This is a genomic window from Aestuariivirga sp. (assembly GCF_047600585.1).
In the GTDB taxonomy this organism is placed as follows: Bacteria; Pseudomonadota; Alphaproteobacteria; order Rhizobiales; family Aestuariivirgaceae; genus Aestuariivirga.
Map to the genome: position 1 here is coordinate 1,721,525 of NZ_JASGKP010000001.1, position 19,625 is coordinate 1,741,149.

13 protein-coding genes are annotated in these 19,625 nt (G+C 64.4%); 6 read left to right on the top strand and 7 right to left on the bottom strand.

What is annotated here, in order from left to right; all coding sequences use genetic code 11:
* Positions 1-26: 26 nt before the first annotated feature.
* Both recJ and QM801_RS08470 read right to left on the bottom strand, forming a co-directional pair.
* Positions 27-1,832, bottom strand: a complete 1,806-nt coding sequence (gene recJ / locus QM801_RS08465) for a single-stranded-DNA-specific exonuclease RecJ (RefSeq protein ID WP_415018771.1) — start codon at positions 1,830-1,832, stop codon at positions 27-29.
* Positions 1,829-3,133 (bottom strand): homoserine dehydrogenase, encoded by a 1,305-nt coding sequence (locus tag QM801_RS08470; protein WP_415018772.1) that lies wholly within the window; start codon positions 3,131-3,133, stop codon positions 1,829-1,831. The genes recJ and QM801_RS08470 overlap by 4 nt, the downstream gene beginning before the upstream one ends.
* Before the next feature lie 127 nt (positions 3,134-3,260).
* Between QM801_RS08470 and QM801_RS08475 the strand changes: the two genes are divergently transcribed.
* The gene (locus QM801_RS08475; protein ID WP_415018773.1) at positions 3,261-5,075 is read left to right on the top strand and encodes a PHA/PHB synthase family protein; all 1,815 of its coding nucleotides are present in this window, start codon (positions 3,261-3,263) and stop codon (positions 5,073-5,075) included.
* 10 nt (positions 5,076-5,085) lie between these two features.
* Here QM801_RS08475 and parE read toward each other — a convergent pair whose 3' ends face one another.
* Positions 5,086-7,116, bottom strand: a complete 2,031-nt coding sequence (gene parE, locus QM801_RS08480) for a DNA topoisomerase IV subunit B (protein WP_415018774.1) — start codon at positions 7,114-7,116, stop codon at positions 5,086-5,088.
* A 237-nt stretch (positions 7,117-7,353) separates the two neighbouring features.
* Here parE and QM801_RS08485 point away from each other — a divergent pair, with 237 nt between their 5' ends.
* The 3 genes from QM801_RS08485 to QM801_RS08495 all read left to right on the top strand — a co-directional run bounded on the left by QM801_RS08485 (position 7,354) and on the right by QM801_RS08495 (position 11,340).
* Complete coding sequence (locus QM801_RS08485; protein WP_415018775.1) at positions 7,354-8,784, top strand: homospermidine synthase; 1,431 nt, start codon at positions 7,354-7,356, stop codon at positions 8,782-8,784.
* A gap of 134 nt (positions 8,785-8,918) precedes the next feature.
* Positions 8,919-10,697, top strand: coding sequence for an extracellular solute-binding protein (locus QM801_RS08490; protein WP_415018776.1), 1,779 nt, complete (start codon positions 8,919-8,921; stop codon positions 10,695-10,697).
* Between the two features lie 7 nt (positions 10,698-10,704).
* Entirely contained in the window at positions 10,705-11,340 is a 636-nt protein-coding gene (locus QM801_RS08495; RefSeq protein WP_415018777.1) for a DsbA family oxidoreductase, read from the top strand.
* 5 nt (positions 11,341-11,345) lie between these two features.
* On the opposite strand, the gene mfd is transcribed toward QM801_RS08495, so the two are convergent.
* Together mfd and QM801_RS08505 are read right to left on the bottom strand one after the other, a co-directional pair.
* The gene (mfd, locus tag QM801_RS08500) at positions 11,346-14,828 is read right to left on the bottom strand and encodes a transcription-repair coupling factor (protein ID WP_415018778.1); all 3,483 of its coding nucleotides are present in this window, start codon (positions 14,826-14,828) and stop codon (positions 11,346-11,348) included.
* Positions 14,825-15,100 carry a succinate dehydrogenase assembly factor 2 gene (locus QM801_RS08505; protein ID WP_415018779.1) on the bottom strand — a complete coding sequence of 92 codons (276 nt, stop codon included), beginning with the start codon at positions 15,098-15,100 and terminating at the stop codon, positions 14,825-14,827. Before QM801_RS08505 ends, mfd begins: the two co-directional genes overlap by 4 nt.
* A 62-nt stretch (positions 15,101-15,162) precedes the next feature.
* On the opposite strand from QM801_RS08505, the gene recG reads away from it, so the two are divergent.
* Positions 15,163-17,265: an ATP-dependent DNA helicase RecG gene (gene recG / locus QM801_RS08510; RefSeq protein ID WP_415018780.1), complete on the top strand. Its 2,103-nt coding sequence runs from the start codon at positions 15,163-15,165 to the stop codon at positions 17,263-17,265.
* Between the two features lies 1 nt (position 17,266).
* Here recG and QM801_RS08515 read toward each other — a convergent pair whose 3' ends face one another.
* Complete coding sequence (locus QM801_RS08515; protein ID WP_415018781.1) at positions 17,267-18,058, bottom strand: DUF502 domain-containing protein; 792 nt, start codon at positions 18,056-18,058, stop codon at positions 17,267-17,269.
* A 46-nt stretch (positions 18,059-18,104) separates the two neighbouring features.
* Between QM801_RS08515 and QM801_RS08520 the strand changes: the two genes are divergently transcribed.
* Positions 18,105-18,485: a YbaN family protein gene (locus tag QM801_RS08520; protein ID WP_415018782.1), complete on the top strand. Its 381-nt coding sequence runs from the start codon at positions 18,105-18,107 to the stop codon at positions 18,483-18,485.
* Positions 18,486-18,503: 18 nt separating this feature from the next.
* On the opposite strand, the gene QM801_RS08525 is transcribed toward QM801_RS08520, so the two are convergent.
* Positions 18,504-19,334, bottom strand: a complete 831-nt coding sequence (locus QM801_RS08525; protein ID WP_415018783.1) for a tetratricopeptide repeat protein — start codon at positions 19,332-19,334, stop codon at positions 18,504-18,506.
* Between the last annotated feature and the right edge of the window lie 291 nt (positions 19,335-19,625).

The window sequence follows — 19,625 nt, forward strand, 5'->3', positions numbered from 1 at the left end:
AGCGCCAAGAATAACCCGGTCCAACATCACGTTAACGCTGCCGCGTCCTCGATCTGCAGGCTAGGAACCCGCTTTGCCCCCCATTCGTCCGCTACGAGCCTGCCCGCAATGTGGATCGGCATTTGCCGCTCGGAGAGCAGCAATTCGCCTAGCGGCGTGCCCATGGCACGGAAGGCAATCGCCTTCATCCGGGTGCCGTCGCTGCCCACCACGGTGCAGCGGACGTGGTCGCTGCCCGCCGCATCGGCATAGATCACCCGGTGGGCCGGAAAGACGAAGAGCGGCGACGGATGGGCCGAGCCATAGGGCCCTGCCTGCTCCAGGAGTTCGATGAGGTCGAGGTTGGCGGCAGTCGCCGTGAGCGCGCCATCGACCAACAGGGATTCGTCCCGGGCGGCCTCTACCGCGGCACTCAGGCGCTCACCGAAGAACTGCCGGAGGTCCGCGAGCTTCGCGGTCTCGACGGTGAGGCCGGCCGCCATGGCGTGGCCTCCGCCCTTGCTGAGGAGACCCGCCTCGAGGGCAGCGCGGACGGCGCTTCCGAGGTCGACGCCCGTCACCGAGCGGCCGGAGCCCACGGCCACGCCGGTCTTGCTATTGATGGCAAGCGCGAAGGCCGGGCGGCGGAAGCGTTCCTTGAGCCGGGCCGCGACGAGACCGACCACACCGGGATGCCATCCGGTTGCGGCAGCGAGGATCACGGCGGGCTTCGCTTCCTTGCCGAGTTCGAGTTCGGCCATGGCTACTGCTTCATCTACAGCGCGCATCTCGATCGCCTGACGTTTGCGATTGAGGTCATCGAGATTGCGGGCAAGCTGCGCCGCCTCGCCCTTGTCCTTCGCCATGAGCAGCGCCAGCGCCTCGTCGGCATGGCCGACGCGCCCCGCTGCATTGAGGCGCGGGCCCAGCATGAAGCCCAGGGCATAGACGTCCGGGCGGCGCTTGAGGCCCGCCACATCGGCGAGTGCGGCAAGACCGAGGTTCTCACGGCGCGCCATGATCTTGAGGCCTTGCGTGACGTAGGCGCGGTTCAGCCCCTTGAGCGGCACAACATCGCAGACGGTGGCGAGCGCCACGAGTTCAAGCCACTGCAGCATGTTGGGCTCGGCGCGGCCTGTTGCGTAGTAGCCATGCTGGCGGAGGATGCGGTTGGTGGTGGCAATCAGGATCATCACCACGCCTGCGGCACAGAGATGCCCCTGCCCCGACAGATCGTCCTGCCGGTTCGGATTGATCACCGCATGGGCCTGCGGCAGCTCCGCACCCGCCTGGTGATGATCGACGATGATGGCCTCCATGCCAAGCTCGGCGGCATGAGCCAGCGGATCATGGGAGAGCACGCCGCAATCGAGCGTGAGCAGAAGTTTTGTGCCTTCACTCGCAAGCGTGCGCACTGCCGTCTCGCTGGGCCCGTAGCCTTCCGTGAGGCGGTCGGGGATATGCACGCGGGCATCGCTCCCCGCGGCATGGAGGAAGTGCAGCATGAGCGCGGCCGACGAAACACCGTCCACATCATAGTCGGAGATGATGCCGATCTTCTCGCCCGCACGGATGGCGGCGGCCAGACGCTCCGCGCCCTTCTCCATGTCACGGAAAACGCCGGGTTGCGGCATCAGCGTGCGCAGCGTGGGATTGAGAAAGCCTTCCGCGTCTTCCAGCGGCACGTTGCGCCCCGCCAGCACGCGGCAGAGAATTTCAGGAAGCTCATGGCGCTGGGCCATGGCTTCGGCCACGCGCTGGTCGGCAAGCCGCGCCTGCCAGCGGAGGCCCTTGGCGGATTTCGAAACGTTCAGAAAGGCAGGCTGCTGCTCCACACGCGTGTCCGGCGTCACAGACGCTCGATGCGGATCACGCGCGGTCGGCCGGCCACATGGCCATCGTTCTCGATCTTGCCGATGGCGTTGCGGATCGATTGTTCGAGCGTGTTGTGGGTGATGAGGATGAAGGGTGCGGTATCCCGCGCCTCGTTCCCCGACGATTTGCCGCGCTGGACAATGCTCTCGATCGAGATCTTCTCGTCGGCGAGGATGCGCGCCACGGCGGCAACCGCGCCCGGCTTGTCGTGCAGGCGGAGCGCCACGTAGTAACCGCCCTCATGCGCCTTCTGCGGCGCCTGGCGGAACGGCTTCAGGTCCTTCGCGGGAATGCCGAAGACCGGGCGGCGGTTGCCGCGCGCGATATCCACGACGTCGCCAATCACGGCAGACGCCGTGGGATGCGAACCCGCACCACGGCCTTCCAGCATCAGGTCGCCCACGAAGTCGCCACGGATCACCACGGCGTTGAAGACGCCATCGGTTTCCGAGACGGGCGAGTTCTTGGGAACGAGCGTGGGATGGACACGCTGCTCAACCCCGCCTTCATGCTCCACGGCAACGCCCAGCAGCTTGATCTTGTAGCCGAGCTGGGCGGCATTGCGGATGTCCTCGAGGGTGATCGCCTCGATCCCCTCGATCGCAATCTTGTCGACGTTCACCTGCGTACCGAAGGCGAGCGAGGTGAGGACCGCGAGCTTGTGGGCCGTATCGAAGCCGCCCACGTCGAAGGTCGGATCGGCCTCGGCATAACCGAGCTTCTGCGCCTCGGCCAGGACGTCGGCGAAGCTGCGGGCTTCGTCCGCCATCTTGGTGAGGATGTAGTTGCAGGTGCCGTTGAGGATGCCGAAGATGCGGCGCACGCCGTTTCCGGCAAGCCCCTCGCGCAGGGTCTTGATGACGGGAATACCGCCTGCGACCGCCGCTTCGAAGTTCAGCATCACGCCCTTCTCTTCGGCGGCGCGCGCCAGGGCCGTGCCGTGATGGGCGAGCAGCGCCTTGTTGGCGGTAACCACGTGCTTGCCGGCGGCAATGGCCGCCTCCACCGCGGCCTTGGCCGGGCCGGAGTCGCCGCCGATCAGTTCGATGAAGACATCGACATTGGCCGCCTTCGCAAGTGCAACAGGATCGTCATGCCAATCCAGCTTCGAGAGGTCATGGCCGCGGTCCTTGCCCTTGCTGCGGGCGGAGACACCCGTGACCACAACCGGGCAGCCCGCCCGCTGGGTCAGCAGGCTTCCATGTTTCTTCACGATGTCGAGGACGCCGGTTCCCACGGTTCCGAGTCCGGCAATCCCCAGTCTGAGCGCGTTGGTCATTTGTATGTCTTGTGCCTTCAGCAATTTAGCGGGACTTATGGCCCCCGGACCCCGATTTGGCAAGGAAAGGCCTTGCCCTCAGTCCCCACGTGCCTAAATTGATTGAGTATTCTTGCGACAGGTCCCCATGAGCGATTCCAAGCCCGCACCCCTTGCCGATTTCAGCCTCCCGGACCCGGCCCGCTTTGCCCAGAACCTGGCCAAGCTCGCCGAGCAGGCGGCCGTGCTGGCGCAGACCCTATCGTCGCACCCCGAGGCCAGCAAGGAAGAAGCCGAAACCCAGATCATCCCCATTGCCCAGGTGAGCAAGACGCTGGGCGATGTGTGGCAGGCGCAGATGGCGGACCCCAAGCGCTTCATGGAGGCGCAGAACCATCTCTGGGCGCAGTACACCGAAGTCTGGAACCGCTCCTGGGCCAAGGTCATGGGCATGCAGGTGGAGCCGGTCGTCGAGCCGTCCAAGTCCGACAAGCGCTTCAAGGACAAGGACTGGGTGGAGAACTCCGTCTACGACTTCATCAAGCAGATCTATCTCATCTCGACCCGCTGGGCCCTGCAGCTCGTGGATACGGCCGAAGGCCTCGATCAGCACACGAAGCAGAAGGCGCGCTTCTACGTCGAAAACATCGCCAACGCGCTCTCGCCCTCGAACTCTGTGCTGCTCAATCCGCAGGTGCTGCGCACCACGCTTGCCACGAGTGGCGAGAACCTGCTGCGCGGCATGGAGAAGTTCCAGAAGGACCTGAGCCAGGTGCAGGGACGCCTCCGCATCAGTCAGGTCGATGGCACCGCCTTCAAGCTGGGCGAGAACATCGCCACCACACTGGGCAAGGTCGTCTTCCGCAACGACCTCTTCGAACTCATCCAGTACAGCCCGCAGGTGGCGCGCACCTACGAGATCCCGCTGCTCATCGTGCCGCCGTGGATCAACAAGTTCTACATCCTCGATCTCACGGCGCAGAAGTCCTACGTGAGGTGGTGCGTGGAGAACGGCCTCACTGTCTTCATCATCTCGTGGGTGAACGCCGACGAGCGTCTGGGCCGCAAGAGTTTCTCAGACTACATGCGCGAAGGCATCCTCACCGCCATCGACGCGGTGCAGAAGGCCACGGCTGCGCCCAAAGTCAATACCGTCGGCTTCTGCATCGGCGGCTCGCTGCTCGCCTCCACCATGGGCTACCTCGCCGCCAAGGGCGACGAACGCATTAACTCCGCCACCTTCTTCACCACCCAAGTGGATTTCGAGAAGGCAGGCGATCTGCTGGTCTATGTCGATGAAGACCAGGTGAAGTGGATCGAGGAGCGGATGCAGGACAAGGGCTATCTGCCCGGCAACCGCATGGCGGATGCTTTCAACCTTCTGCGCTCGAACGACCTGATCTGGTCCTATGTCGTGAACAACTATCTCCTCGGCAAGGACCCGGCGCCCTTCGACCTGCTCTACTGGAACAGCGATTCAACGCGCATGCCGGCGGGCGTGCACTCCTTCTATCTCCGCGAATGCTATCTCGAGAACAAGCTCTCCCACGGCAAGCTGGTGCTCGACAATGTGCGGATCGACCTGAAGAAGGTGAAGGCGCCGATCTACAACCTCGCCGCCAAGGAAGATCACATCGCGCCGCTTCCCTCGGTCTTCCGTCTCGGAAAGTATTTCGGCGGCGAGACGACGCTGGTCGTTTCGGGCTCGGGTCATATCGCGGGCGTGGTCAATCCGCCCGCCGCCAACAAGTATCAGTACTGGACCGACGGCAAGTCGGCGACGTCGCATTCCGAGTGGCTGAAGACCGCCACGGAACATGCGGGTTCCTGGTGGCCGCACTGGCTTGAATGGGTGACGGCGAAGTCCGGCGACAAGATCACCGCGCCCGTTCCGGGCGAAGGCGGCCTCTCCGTGATCTGCGACGCCCCCGGCGAATACGTGCGGGTGAGCGGCATCACCTGAAACAAAAGGTTTAGATGTCGAGGCCATCTTCGCTCACGAAGGCGGCGCGCTCGGAGATGAAGTTGAAGCGCTCCTCGGCCTTGTTGCCCATGAGCTGTTCCACCACCTTTGCCGTGCTGGTGCGGGCCGCTTCCGAGAGAGAGACGCGGAGCAGCGTGCGCTTCGAGGGGTCCATGGTGGTTTCCTTGAGCTGCGGCGCGGTCATTTCGCCCAGGCCCTTGAAGCGCCCGACCTCCACCTTGCCGCGGCTCGAGAACTCGGTCTTGAGCAGATGCTCCTTGTGGGCATCGTCGCGTGCATAAGCATTCTTGCCGCCCTGGCTGATGCGGTAGAGCGGCGGCACGGCGAGATAGAGATGACCCTCGTCGATCAGCGCAGGCATCTGCCGGTAGAAAAAGGTGATGAGCAGCGAGGCGATGTGGGCGCCGTCCACGTCGGCGTCGGTCATGATGATGATCTTGTCGTACCGCAGGTCTTCCTCGCGGTAGGATGAGCCGGTGCCGGCACCAAGCGCCTGGATCAGGTCCGAGAGCTGCTGGTTCTGCGCCATCTTGTCCTTGCCGGCGTTGGCGACGTTCAGGATCTTGCCGCGCAAGGGCAGCACGGCTTGCGTCTCGCGGTTGCGGGCCTGCTTGGCGGAACCACCGGCCGAGTCACCCTCGACGATGAAAAGTTCGGAACCCTGTGCCTGCGTTGCAGAACAATCGGCAAGCTTGCCCGGAAGGCGAAGCTTGCGCACCGCAGTCTTGCGGCCCACTTCCTTTTCGGCACGGCGGCGGATGCGCTCCTCGGCGCGCTCGATGATCCAGTCGAGCAGCTTGTCGGCCTGGGCCGGATGGCCGGTGAGCCAATGATCGAAATGGTCCGACACCGCGCGGTCGACGATGCGGACGGCTTCCACCGTGGCCAGCTTGTCCTTGGTCTGGCCCTGGAATTCCGGCTCGCGGATGAAGACCGAGAGCAACGCCCCCGATTGCACCATCACGTCGTCGGTCTGAATCACGCCGGCGCGCTTGTTGCCCGCCAGTTCCGCATAGTTCTTGAGCGAGCGCGTGAGCGCGGTGCGGAAACCCATTTCGTGGGTGCCGCCTTCGGGCGTCGGAATGGTGTTGCAGTAGGACGAGATGAAGCCATCATCACCGCCGAACCACGCAACCGCCCATTCGACGCTGCCATGGCCCTCTTCCTTCTCCACCTTGCCGGAGAAGATGTCGTCGACGACGCGGGTCTTCCCTTCCAGCCGCTCGGCGAGGAAGTCCTTCAGGCCGCCGGGGAAGTGAAACACCGCCTCTTCCGGGATCTCCTTGTCCTTCAGGTGCACGGGCGCACAACGCCAGCGGATTTCCACGCCGCCGAACAGATACGACTTCGAACGCGCCATCTTGTAGAGGCGGGCCGCATTGAAGGTAGTGCCCTTGCCGAAGATCTGGTCGTCGGGCTTGAACTTCACGGTCGTGCCCCGGCGGCCCGAGACCTTGCCGAGGTTTGCAAGCTTGCCCACCGGCTTGCCGCGACGGAATTCCTGGCGGTAGAGCTGCTGGCCGCGCGCCACTTCAACAATGACGTGTTCCGACAGCGCGTTCACCACCGAGACGCCCACGCCGTGGAGACCGCCCGAGGTGTCGTAGGCTCCGGAGTCGAATTTGCCGCCCGCATGCAGCATCGTCATGATGACTTCAAGCGCCGACTTGTCCTTGAACTTGGGATGGTTGTCGACGGGCATGCCGCGGCCGTTGTCGGTGACGGCGAGATAGCCGTCGGCGTCATACTCCACCTCGATGCGGGTGGCGTGGCCTGCCACTGCTTCGTCCATGGAGTTGTCGATCACTTCGGCGAAGAGGTGATGCAGCGCCTTCTCGTCGGTGCCACCGATGTACATGCCGGGGCGGCGGCGGACAGGCTCGAGGCCTTCCAGCACCTCGATGTCGGCGGCGGTGTAGCTCTCTTCACCGCGCGACTTGGCGGGCGTCTTGGGCGCCTGCTTCTTTGACTGCGGCACCTCGCCGAAAAGATCGTCACTGGCTTTGGAAGCTTTTGCCATCAGGTCCTGCTTGAAAAAACGCGAATCGTTCGGGGCAATATGGCGATTTGAGCCGCAAATCACAAACTGCCAGAAAAGGCGGCTGTTTACCGCGCGATTGCCTCATTCCGCGGCGGCTGCTGGCACCAGAAAAAGGACAAGATTCTTCTTGCATCACAGCGCGTAAGCCCTATTCAGCCTGCCGCGCCTAGCGGCCCCTTTCCCCCCGCGACGGAAGACACGAGGAGAATGATTATCATGAGCAACTTGACCCGGCACGTCACCTGGAATGGCCCGATCGTGATGGTGGGCTTCGGCTCCATCGGCCGTGGCGTGATGCCGCTCATCTTGCGCCATCTCGGCTGCGACAAGAGCAAGATCACCGTCATCGATCCGTCGACGGCCTCGAAGCACATCGCCGACGAGCTTGGCGTGCGCTTCGTGCAGCAGGCGATCACACGCGAGAACTACAAGAAGGAGCTGAAGCCGCTCCTCACCGCCGGCCCCTCGCCCGCCTTTCTCGTCAACCTGTCGGTGGACGTCGATTGCCTCGACCTGATGCGCCTCGCGCGCGAGGTGGGTGCGCTCTACATCGACACGGTGATCGAGCCGTGGCCCGGCTTCTACTACAATCCCAAGCTCGGTTCCGCCGCGCGCTCCAACTACGTGATGCGCGAAGGCCTGCTCGCCCTGAAGCGAAAGTTCGGAGAAGGTCCGACGGCCGTCTCCTGCTGCGGTGCCAATCCCGGCATGGTCTCGTGGCTGGTGAAGCAGGCGCTGCTCAACATCGCCACCGACCTCAACATCTCCCATGACGTGCCCAAGACCCGTGAGGGCTGGGGCAAACTCATGAAGAAGGTCGGCGTGAAGGGCATTCACGTTGCCGAACGCGACACGCAGCGCGCCAAGAAGCCCAAGCCGCTCGACACCTTCATCAACACCTGGTCGATCGAAGGCTTCGTCTCGGAAGGCCTGCAGCCCGCCGAACTCGGCTGGGGCACGCATGAGAAGAAGTTGCCGCCGGAAGGCCGCCGCCACAAGGGCGGCTGCGGTGCGGCGATCTATCTCGAGCGCCCCGGCGCGGATACGCGCGTGCGCACCTGGACGCCGGAGGCGGGCGCCCACTTCGGCTTCCTCGTCACCCACAACGAGGCCATCTCGATCTCCGACTACTTCACGGTGAAGAGCGGCCGCACGGTGAGCTATCGCCCGACCTGCCACTATGCCTATCACCCCTCGAACGATGCGGTGCTGTCGTGGCACGAGCTGCTGGGTGCCGGCGGCAAGCGCCAGACGCACAACCACATCCTCGAGGAAAACGAGATCGTGGACGGCAAGGACGAACTCGGTGTGCTGCTCTACGGCCACAAGAAGAATGCCTATTGGTACGGCTCGCGCCTCACCATCGAAGAGGCCCGCAAGCTCGCGCCGTATCAGAACGCCACCGGCATGCAGGTGACCTCGGCCGTGCTCGCCGGCATGGTCTGGGCGATTGAGAACCCGACCGCCGGCATCGTCGAGACGGACGAGATGGACTACGCACGCTGCCTCGAAGTGCAGCGTCCCTATCTCGGCTCGGTCGAAGGCGTCTATACCGACTGGAACCCACTCAAGTCCCGCGTGGACCTGTTCGAGACCGCGCCGGATAAGCGCGATCCCTGGCAGTTCGCCAACATCATCGCGCGCTGAAGCCAGCCCCATCACCGGAAAATGCCCGCCACTTATGCGGGCATTTTTCGCTTCAGGAGCAATTCTCCATATCCTTGCTCCCGCCACGAAATCCGGGCAGCGTTCTGCCGACTGTCATATTCAGCGGTGATTCCATGCACTTCCTCAAAACCCTCGGCTGCGCCCTCGCCACATTCGCCAGTCTTGCCACGGCCGCAGTGTCTGCCCCCGCGCCCAGTATCGCGATGCACGGCGAGCCCGCCCTTCCGCCCGACTTCAAGAACCTGCCTTACGTCAATCCCGATGCACCCCAGGGCGGCACGCTGCGGCAGGCCCTTTCGGGCAGCTTCGACAGCCTGAACCCCTTCATCATCAAGGGCACCGCCGGCTTCAACGTCCGCACCCTCGTCTTCGAAAGCCTGATGGGACGAAACTGGGACGAGCCCTTCTCGCTCTACGGCCTCCTTGCCGAAAGCATCGACGTCTCCGACGACCGCTCAACCTTCACCTTCAAGATCAGACCCGAGGCGCATTTCTCCGACGGCTCACCCGTCACCGCCGCCGATGTGGTGTGGAGCATGGAGACGCTGCGCGACAAGGGCCGCCCCAACTTCAAGAACTCCTATTCCAAGGTGACCTCGGTCGAAACGCCGGATGACCATACCGTGGTCTTCAAGCAACAGGGCGGCGACCGGGAACTGCCGCTCATTGTGGGCCTGATGCCGGTCCTTCCCAAGAAGGCGTGGGAGGGCAAGGACTTCGACGTGACAACGCTCGAGCCGCTCGTGGGCTCCGGCCCCTACGTCATCAGCGAGGTGAAGGCGGGCGAGAGCATCACCTACAAGAAGGACCCGAACTACTGGGGCAAGAACCTGCCGCTGAACAAGGGTCTGTGGAACTTCGATACGCTCCGCTACGACTATTTCCGTGATGCCAATGCCGCCTTCGAGGCGCTGAAGAAGGGCGACGCGGATGTGCGGATCGAGACCGACCCGGTGCGCTGGACCTCGGGCTATGATTTTCCTGCCGTGTCGGAGGGCAAGCTGATCAAGGAGACGGTGACGCAGCGCTCGCCTGCGCCCACCTCGGGATTCGTCTTCAACACGCGCCGCAAGATCTTCGAGGATGTGCGCGTCCGCGAAGCGCTTGTGATGGCCTTCGACTTCGAATGGGCGAACACCAACCTCTTCGGTGCCGCGTACAAGCGGACCTTCGGCTACTACAGCGGCTCGGACCTCTCCTCGCTCGGCAAGCCGGCGGATGAGCGCGAGCTTGCCATCATCGGTGCGGACGGCCTGCGAAAGGATTACCTCGACGGAACCTACCGGCTTCCTGTGAGCGACGGCTCGGGGCGCGACCGCAAGGTGCTGCGCGCGGCGGTAGCCCTTCTCGCCGACGCGGGCTGGACGATCAAGGACGGCGCCATGGTGAATGCTGCGGGCGAACCCTTCGCCTTCACGCTGACACTTGCCAACAGCGATCAGGAAAAGATCGCGCTCCACTATCAGCGCACCCTCAAGCAGATCGGCATCCGCGTCGATGTGCGGCTCATTGATCCTGCCCAGTTCACCTCGATCCAGAAGACCTACGACTACGACATGATCCCGGTGACGTGGTTCAACTCGCTCTCGCCCGGCAACGAGCAGAAGCTCTACTTCGGCAGCGACGGCCGCAAGACCGAGGGCACCCGCAACTATGCCGGCATTGCCGACCCCAAGGTGGATGCAGCCATCGACGCCATGCTGAAGGCCAACTCCGAGGAAGAATTCGAATCCGCCGTCCGGGCCGAGGACCGCCTGCTTGTCGCCGGTCACTATCTCGTGCCCTTCTACGACGCGGGTGGACAATGGGTGGCGCGCTGGTCCACCATCGGCAGGCCCGAGAAGCAGCCGCTGCCGGGCTTCGAAGCAACCACCCTCTGGCGGAACCCGTGAGATCAGCATGAGCCTCAACATCGATGTCGTCTCGGACGTGATCTGCCCCTGGTGCTTCCTGGGAAAGCGCAGGCTGGACAAGGCCTTGGCAATGGTTCCGGATGTGCCGGTTCAGGTGATTTTCCGGCCCTTCTTCCTCGATCCCAGCATTCCCCGCCAGGGCATGGACCGGCACGCCTACATGGTGGCGAAGTTTGGCGAAGAGCGCCTCAAGACCATTCATGATCCGCTGATCCAGGCGGGCAAGGAGGATGGCGTTCCCTACCAATTCGACAAGATCACGCGCACGCCGAACACGCTCGATGCCCACCGCCTACTCCGTTGGGCGCAGCAGCATGACGTACAGGGCGCCGTCGCCGAGGCCCTCTTCATGGCCTACTGGAACAAGGGCCAGGATGTGGGCGACCATGCCGTGCTCACCGCCGTTGCCGCCGCCAACGGCCTCGACGCCAATTGGGTGAAAGCGAAGCTCGCCAGCAACGACGATACAGATGCCGTCATGGCCGAAGTGCAGCAGGCGCAGGCGATCGGCGTCACCGGTGTGCCCACCTTCATTCTGGCAAGCCGCTACGGCGTGGTGGGTGCGCAGTCACCCACCTTCATTGCCGACGCCATCCGCAAAGCCGCAGCCGAGCAGGCCTGAGCTGCTCAGGGGTTCGTTGCCAGTTTCACGAGGTTCTGGAGCAGCTGCCGCGTGCCCTTGAGGCGGCCGGCAGCCGTCGGCCAGTCGCGGATGATCACAAGCTTCATGTCGGGCCGGAGCTTTGCCAGCGTGCCCTGCCCCGCGATCCACTTCACGAGGGCCGGCGGATTGGGGAACACGCCGTTGCGGAAGGTGATCGATGCGCCCTTTGCGCCCGCATCCACCGCCTGCACATTGGCGGTGCGGCAGAGCAGCTTGATCGAAACAATGTCGAGCAGGTGCTGCACTTCCTCCGGCGACTTGCCGAAGCGGTCATGCAGTTCCGCGCCAAAGGCATCGAGGTCCGACTGTTCCTTGAAGTCGGCAAGGCGGCGGTAGAGACCGAGGCGCACCTGTAGGTCGGACACATAATCTTCCGGGATCAGCACCGATGTGCCGATGTTGATCTGCGGCGACCACTGGCCATCGCTCGCGGCTTCAAGGTCGCCGGCGCGCATCTGCGCCACCGCCTCTTCCAGCATGGTCTGGTAAAGCTCGTAGCCCACCTCGCGGATGTTGCCGGACTGCTCCTCGCCCAGGATGTTGCCAGCCCCGCGCAGGTCGAGGTCATGGCTTGCCAGCGTGAAGCCTGCCCCAAGCGAGTCGAGCGATTGCAACACCTTCAGGCGGCGTTCGGCCTGCGCCGACATGGCCCGGTTGGCGGGCGTGGTCATCAGGGCATAGGCGCGGGTCTTGGAGCGCCCGACGCGGCCACGGATCTGGTAGAGCTGGGCGAGGCCGAACATGTCGGCCCGGTGCACGATCAGCGTGTTCGCCGTCGGGATGTCGAGACCCGACTCCACGATGGTGGTCGAGAGCAGCACGTCGAAGGCCCGGTCATAGAAACCGGTCATGATGTCCTCAAGTTCCGTCGGCGCCATGCGCCCGTGGGCGGTGCGGAACTTCACCTCCGGCACGCTCTCGCGCAGGAAGGCGGCAATTTCGTCGAGGTCGGTGATGCGCGGCACCACGTAGAAGCTCTGCCCGCCACGGAAATGCTCACGCAGCAGATGCTCGCGGATCACCACGGGGTCGAAGGGCGTCACATAGGTGCGCACCGCAAGGCGGTCGATGGGCGGCGTGGCGATGAGCGACATGTCGCGCACGCCGGAGAGTGAGAGCTGCAATGTGCGCGGGATCGGCGTTGCCGTCAGCGTCAGAACGTGCACGTTCGACTTCATCTCCTTCAGGCGTTCCTTGTGCTTCACGCCGAAGTGCTGCTCCTCGTCGATGATGAGAAGGCCGAGGTCGCGGAACGTGACCGTGCCCTGTAGCAGCGCGTGGGTGCCCACGACGATGTCGATGCTGCCGTCGGCGAGGCCCTTCTTGACCTCCTCCACTTCCTTGCGGCCGACGAGCCGCGAGGCCTGGGCCAGCTTGAGCGGCAAGTTCTTGAAGCGCTCGCTGAAGGTGCGGAAATGCTGGCGGGCAAGAAGCGTCGTCGGCACCACCACGGCCACCTGCTTGCCGGCGTAAGCCGCAACGAAGGCCGCCCGCAGTGCGACCTCTGTCTTGCCGAAGCCCACGTCACCGCAGACGAGACGGTCCATCGGCCGCCCGCGCTGCAGGTCGTCCAGCACGGCCTCGATGGAGCTCAACTGGTCGTCGGTCTCCTCATAGGGGAAGCGGGCACAGAACTCGTCGAAGGCGCCTTCCGGCGGGGCGAGGATGTCGCCCGGCTTCAATTCGCGCGCCGCCGCCGTCTTGATCAGGTCGTTGGCAATCTCGCGGATGCGCTCCTTGAGGCGCGCCTTCTTCGCCTGCCAGGCGCCGCCGCCCAAACGGTCAAGCTGCACGCCCTCCGTTTCGGAGCCGTAGCGCGAGAGGAGATCAATGTTCTCAACAGGTATGAAGAGGCGGTCGTTGTTGTGATAGATGAGCAGCAGGCAGTCGTGCGGTGCTCCCTGCACCTCGATGGTGCGCAGGCCCTCGAAGCGACCGATGCCGTGATCGACGTGCACCATGTAGTCGCCGGGCGTGAGCGAGGCGAGTTCGGAGATGACATCCGCAGCCTTGCGGGCCCGTCGGGCACGGCGCACCATGCGGTCGCCCAGAATGTCCTGTTCGGCGATGACGGCAATGTCGTCCGTCTCGAAGCCCTCTTCGAGTGGCAGCACCACGATGTTGACGAGCGAGGCCGCGCGGCCCGTCACATCCGCCCAGGTCTTGGCATCGGCGATGGCCTGCACCTCATGGTCGCGCAGGATGGTGGCGAGACGTTCCGCCGAGCCCTCCGACCATGCCGCCAGCACCACGCGCTTGCCCGCCTTGCGCAGCGTCTCGATGTGGGCCTTCACCGCTTCGTAGACGTTGCCGCCCGCTTCCGCGCGCTCCGCCGCAAAGCCCCTGCCCCGGCGTCCGCCGAAGGAGACGGCATTGCCCTCGGGCCGCTCGAAGGGAGTGATCTCCACCACCGAACGGTCCGCAAGCAACTGCGTCCATTCCTCCGCCATCACGAAGAGGCGCGACGGCGGCAGCGGCTTGTAGGGCGCAGCACCGAAGCTCTGCTTGGTCAGCGCCTCCTTGCGGGCGTCGAAGTATTCGGCGATCTGCTCGTGCCGGGCGGTTGCGGCTTCCAGAGCCGTGTGGCTGAGCGTGATCACCGCATCGGGCACGAAGTCCACAAGCCGCGACAGGCTGGCGTGAAAGAGCGGCAGCCAGTGCTCCATGCCCTGATAGCGGCGAGCCGAAGTCACGCTTTCATAGAGGGGGTCCGAGGTATCAATGCCGCCGAAGGCCTCGGCGTAGGACTTGCGGAACTGGGCAATGCTGTCGTGGTTCAGCAGCACCTCGTTGGCGGGGTTGATGGTGAGGCGCTTCAGCTGGTCTGTGGTGCGCTGCGTCTCGGGATCGAAGGTGCGGATGCTCTCCAGTGTGTCGCCGAAGAAGTCGAGGCGGACGGGCGAGGATTGCCCCGGCGGATAGATGTCGATCAGTCCGCCGCGCACCGCGAAGTCGCCGGGATCAACCACAGTGCCGGTGCGGGAATAACCGTTGTCGGCGAGAAAGGCCGTCAGCTGGTTGCCGTCCACGCGCTGCCCCGGCGCCGCGGACCACGAGGCCTCGCGCACCACCTCCGAACCCACCGTCCGCATCAGCATGGCGTTGACGGTGGTGAGCACGAGGGTCGGCGCCTGCAGCGGCCGCGCCAGTTCGGCAAGGGTCGCAAGGCGCTGCGCGATGATGTCGGGCGACGGCGAGACGCGGTCGTACGGCAGGCAGTCCCAGGCGGGGAAGCGCAGGATGCGGAGCGTGGGCGCGAAGAATGCCAGCTGCTCCGCCAAGAGTGCGAGCGACTGATCGTCGATGCACACATGGATCAGCCCGCGCGTGCCCGCCGCCGTCACCATCTCCGGAAGCACGGCCGCCTCCAGACCGCCGGGCAGGCCTGCGGCAATGAAGCGGCCTGACACGGTCAGGCGGGAGGTCAGATCGGCAAGGGCAGTCATGAACGTGGTACGGGCCTGAAGGCCAGAACGGCGTCGAGCATGTCGCTCCGCAGGTCGGGCGGAATGTCGCTCTGCCGTGTGGCGTAAGAGAGAAGATCCTGGTCGGGGATATCGAGAACGCGCTCGAAGGCATCCAGTTCGGCAGCCTCGAGCGTGGAAAGACGGGCTTCCGCAAAGCCGCCCACGATGATGTCCATTTCCTTGATGCCGCGCCTGGTGGCGCGCCACAGCAGGCGCTTGCGCCGGGTTTCAAGGGGATCGCGGGATGTCATGATGCCCCCGCTTATAGAGGACAAGGCTTGCGCCGCAACCCGTTCCGAAGGACAAGACGGCCATGCGTCCGGACGTGCTCACCCCCCTCTTTGCCTCCGTCACCAGCCTCAAGGGCGTCGGCGACAAGGTGGAGGCGCTCTTCGCCCGCCTCTTCGGGCGCGCCGGCGGGGTGCGCCTCGTCGATCTGCTGCTGCATCTGCCATCGGGTCTGGTGGACCGGCGTTATCGTTGCCGGATCAACCAGTTGCCGGAGAAAGGTATCGTGACGGTTGAAGTCACAGTCGGGCGTCACAAGCCGCCGCCGCGGGGCCGGGCCGCCATTCCCTACCGCGTCGAGGTGTCGGATGACACGGGCACCATGGGTCTCGTCTTCTTCCGGGCCTTCCCCGATCACCTGAAGCGTGTGCTTCCGGAGGGCGAGGTGCGGGTGATCTCGGGCGCCATCGAGTGGTATCGTGAGCAGGCGCAGATGAGCCATCCCGACCACATCGTGACGCGCGAGGAGTTCACGCACCTGCCGCTCATCGAGCCCGTCTATCCAATGACGGCGGGGCTGTCCCACAAGGCGGTGACGAAGGCGATGCAGGCGTCGCTCGCCCGCTTGCCTGCGCTCCCCGAATGGCAGGATGCGGCGTGGCTCTCCAAAAATGCCTGGCCGCCTTTTTCTGCCGCGCTGAAGGAGTGTCACCATCCCTCATCGCCCGCCGTTCTCGAAGCGCAGAGCCCGGCGCGGCAGCGGCTTGCCTATGACGAACTGCTGGCCAACCAGCTTGCCCTGATGCTGGTGCGGCATCACATGAAGCGTGCGAGCGGCCGCAGCCTGCGCGGCACGGGCGACAAACGCGCCGCCATCATCAACGCCCTGCCCTACACACTGACGGGCGCACAGAGCGCCGCCGTCAGCGATATCCTCAAGGACATGGCACAGCCCCTTCGCATGATCCGCCTGCTGCAGGGCGACGTCGGCGCGGGCAAAACGGTGGTCGCACTGCTCGCCCTTGCAGCGGCCGTGGAAGCGGGCGCGCAAGGTGCGCTGATGGCGCCCACGGAAATTCTCGCGCGCCAGCATCTCGCCACGCTGTCGAAGCTTGCACCCGCTGCGGGCCTTCGCCTCGGGCTGCTCACGGGCCGCGAGAAAGGTGCCGCACGCGAAACGCTTCTGGCCGATGTGGCGGCGGGCAACATAGACATCCTCGTCGGCACCCATGCGCTGTTCCAGGATGATGTGGTGTTCCGTGATCTCGGCCTTGTGGTGATCGACGAACAGCACCGCTTCGGCGTGCACCAGCGCCTGGCTTTGCAGGCAAAGGCGGAACAGACGCCCGATCTTCTGGTGATGACGGCAACACCCATCCCGCGCACGCTCGCCCTCACGGTCTATGGCGACATGGATGTCTCCAAGCTCACCGAAAAACCGGCGGGCCGCCAGCCCATCGATACGCGGGTGATGCCATTGGCCCGCATCGACGATGTGGTGACGGGGCTTGCGCGCTCCATCTCGCAGGGTGTCCGCGCCTATTGGGTCTGCCCGCTGGTGGAGGAAAGCGAAGTGGTGGACATGGCCGCCGCCGAAGACCGTTTCGAGGCACTCGCCAAGGCTTTTCCCGGCAAGGTCGGCCTCGTCCACGGCCGCATGAAGGGCAAGGACAAGGATTCCGTCATGGCCGCCTTCAAGGAAGGCGCGCTTTCGATCCTCGTGTCCACCACCGTGATCGAGGTTGGCGTCGATGTGCCCGAGGCTTCGATCATGGTGATCGAGAATGCCGAACGCTTCGGCCTTGCCCAGTTGCATCAGCTGCGGGGTCGTGTGGGGCGCGGCTCGGCGAAATCATCCTGCCTGCTGCTCTATGGCGATCCCCTCGGTGAGACCGCCAAGGCCCGCCTGCAGATCATGCGCGACACCGAGGATGGCTTCCGCATTGCCGAGGAAGACCTGCGCCTGCGCGGCGCGGGCGAGATGCTGGGCACGCTGCAATCGGGCCTGCCCGTGTTCCGGCTCGCCGACATTTCAAGCCACGGTGACCTTCTCAGCGCGGCGCGTGACGATGCCTCGCTCATCCTGCAGAAGAACCCGGCGCTTTCAGGTGAACGCGGGGCTGCGCTCCGCACCCTGCTCTATCTCTTCGAGCGGGATGAAGCGATCCGGCTGGTGACGTCCGGCTGAACTATTTGCGTGATGTCTTACGCGCGGGACGGCGCTTTGTGGCGGGCTTCGCTTCCGGCGCGGGCGGCACGACCTCGGGCGCAGCCAGACGCGCGGCAGCCACCTCGGCCGATTTCGCCATCGGCTTGTCCGGGAAGACGAGGCCCATGGAGATGACGAGCTTCAAGCCATCCTCCACCGACATGGACAGCACCTTCACGTCCTTGCGGTCGGCAAAGAACACATAGCCTGATGTGGGGTTCGGCGTGGTCGAGACATAGACCGCATACATCGGGCGTCCGGCCTCGAGACCCACTTCGCTGCCGTCGATCTCACGCGAGATGAAGGCTATGGACCAGGCATCTCGGCGCGGCCACTCGACGAGGCAGACATAACGGAAGGAGGAGCCCTTCTCCGAGAACAGGGTCTCGAAGATCTGCTTCGTGCCCTTGTAGACGGAACGGACGATCGGCGTCTTGTGGATGAGGCTGTCCCACCAGCCGATGAGGGTGCGGCCCACGAGATTGGCGGCCAGCGCGCCCACCAGCGTGATGAGGATGAAGGAAAGGACGAGCCCCGTGCCCGGCACCTTGAAGGGGAGATAGGTGTCGGGATTGTAGTGCAGCGGAATGAGCGGCTTGATGAAGCTGTCGAACAGGGAGATGAACCACAGCGTCGCCCACACGGTGATGGCGGCGGGCGCAATGATCACCACGCCGGTGAAGAAATAGGTCCGTACACGCGCGAAGAAGGACGTCTTCTGGTCGTCCTGGCCGCCCCGGCCACCTTCTTTTCCGCTGTCCTGATCTGTCATGTCCTGTGATTGCATCATTCGTCCGGCTGGTGCAAGCATCCGCGCCATGAGCTTCGAAAGGCTGGCAAAGCCACTTTATCTTCTGCTGGGATGGATCTGCGTACTTCTGGGTTTGGCCGGGATCGCCATGCCGATCCTGCCCACCACCCCATTTCTCCTGGTCGCCGTCTGGGCCTTCAGCCGGGCCTCGCCCGCGCTTGCCGAAAAGATCCGTAACCACCCCCAGGCTGGCCCCTACATCCGGGACTGGCAGGACCACGGCGTCATTCCGCTCAGGGCCAAGTGGCTGGCCACCGCCATGATGTCGGCCATGGCCATCGTGCTGTTCGTGTGGGCGACGCTGCCGATCTGGTTCCCGGTGGGCATGGCCGCAGCCATGGTTCTGGTGGGAATCTATATCTGGACGCGGCCGTCAGAACCGGCGTGAGACGCCGGCATCAAGGGTTCAGTTGTGCTTGGCAGCCGGATACTGGTCGGCCCAGACGCGGGCCCGGGCCTGGGCTTCCAGTCGCTCGTCTTCCGCGAGCTCGCCGCTGATCTCGTTGTAGCGCGAGATGATGTTGGGATCCTCTTGCGGGTCGGCCGTTTCCGCCGCCAGCGAGTACCACATCAGCGCGCGCACCTGATCGCGCTTCACCGCATTGCCCTTCCAGTAGAGGTCGCCCAGATAGGCCTGGGCCTCGGGATGGCGCTTGCGGGCCGCAGCCGTGAGCCATTTCAGGCCTTGGGCGGGGTTCTTCTTCATGCCCTCGCCCTTCAGGTTCATCACGCCCAGCGCGAAGCTGGCTTCGGGATGACCATAGGTCGAGGCGAGGCGGAGATAGACGCGGGCGGCGCGGGCAGGATCGGGCTTCATGCCGGCTTCCGGAACGCCGCGGCGGATGTAGTTGGCAATCCAGATCTGGCTGTCGACCATGATCTGCAGGCGCTGGTGATCCGGTTCATCGGGATCGAAGTTCTCCGCCACCCGCTGGTAATAGCTGTAGGCCATGGCATCGCTGGCCGGAACGCCCTGCCCGAGGCGGTACATGTGACCGAGGTACCAGTCGGCAACGGGGTTGCCGCCTTCCGACTCGCGGCTGAAGAACTTCATCGCCCGGTCGTAGTCGCCCTTGTTGTAGGCCTTGCGGGCCTTCTTGAGGTCGTCGGTCCAGAAGGGAACGATGTTCAGCTTCGGGAGTTTGATTTCGGGAGCTGCCGGGAGATAGCGGAAAAAGCCCGCGCGATCCTCGTCGCTCAGGGCTTCCTGAGCAGAGGCCGGGCCATGGAAGGCCAAGGCCCCCATCCAAGCTGCGGTCACAAGCGCGGCTGTGCGCCCGCCTGACCACTTTCTCCCACTGAAACGCATCCCCATCACGTTTTCTTCACGCCTGTTCTGGACGTCCGGACTTGCCCGGGAATCGCTGTTCCTTTGACTGGTACCCGGCAATCAAGACTGAACAATTGCGGGATTCAGGCGGAACTTGGATAGGGTAAGGACGGTATCGCTTGCGACGACGCGTACCGGGCAATTGAGGCAGATCGTGGCACGGATTCAGGGTGTGGCGCGGGAAACACCACATTATGG

Excerpts from the sequence above, each read along its gene's own strand:
- QM801_RS08470 (WP_415018772.1), bottom strand. The coding sequence starts at position 3,133 with ATGACCAACGCGCTCAGACTGGGGATTGCCGGACTCGGAACCGTGGGA.
- QM801_RS08475 (WP_415018773.1), top strand. The coding sequence starts at position 3,261 with ATGAGCGATTCCAAGCCCGCACCCCTTGCCGATTTCAGCCTCCCGGAC.
- parE (WP_415018774.1), bottom strand. The coding sequence starts at position 7,116 with ATGGCAAAAGCTTCCAAAGCCAGTGACGATCTTTTCGGCGAGGTGCCG.
- QM801_RS08485 (WP_415018775.1), top strand. The coding sequence starts at position 7,354 with ATGAGCAACTTGACCCGGCACGTCACCTGGAATGGCCCGATCGTGATG.
- QM801_RS08490 (WP_415018776.1), top strand. The coding sequence starts at position 8,919 with ATGCACTTCCTCAAAACCCTCGGCTGCGCCCTCGCCACATTCGCCAGT.
- QM801_RS08495 (WP_415018777.1), top strand. The coding sequence starts at position 10,705 with ATGAGCCTCAACATCGATGTCGTCTCGGACGTGATCTGCCCCTGGTGC.
- mfd (WP_415018778.1), bottom strand. The coding sequence starts at position 14,828 with ATGACTGCCCTTGCCGATCTGACCTCCCGCCTGACCGTGTCAGGCCGC.
- QM801_RS08505 (WP_415018779.1), bottom strand. The coding sequence starts at position 15,100 with ATGACATCCCGCGATCCCCTTGAAACCCGGCGCAAGCGCCTGCTGTGG.
- recG (WP_415018780.1), top strand. The coding sequence starts at position 15,163 with ATGCGTCCGGACGTGCTCACCCCCCTCTTTGCCTCCGTCACCAGCCTC.
- QM801_RS08515 (WP_415018781.1), bottom strand. The coding sequence starts at position 18,058 with ATGACAGATCAGGACAGCGGAAAAGAAGGTGGCCGGGGCGGCCAGGAC.
- QM801_RS08520 (WP_415018782.1), top strand. The coding sequence starts at position 18,105 with ATGAGCTTCGAAAGGCTGGCAAAGCCACTTTATCTTCTGCTGGGATGG.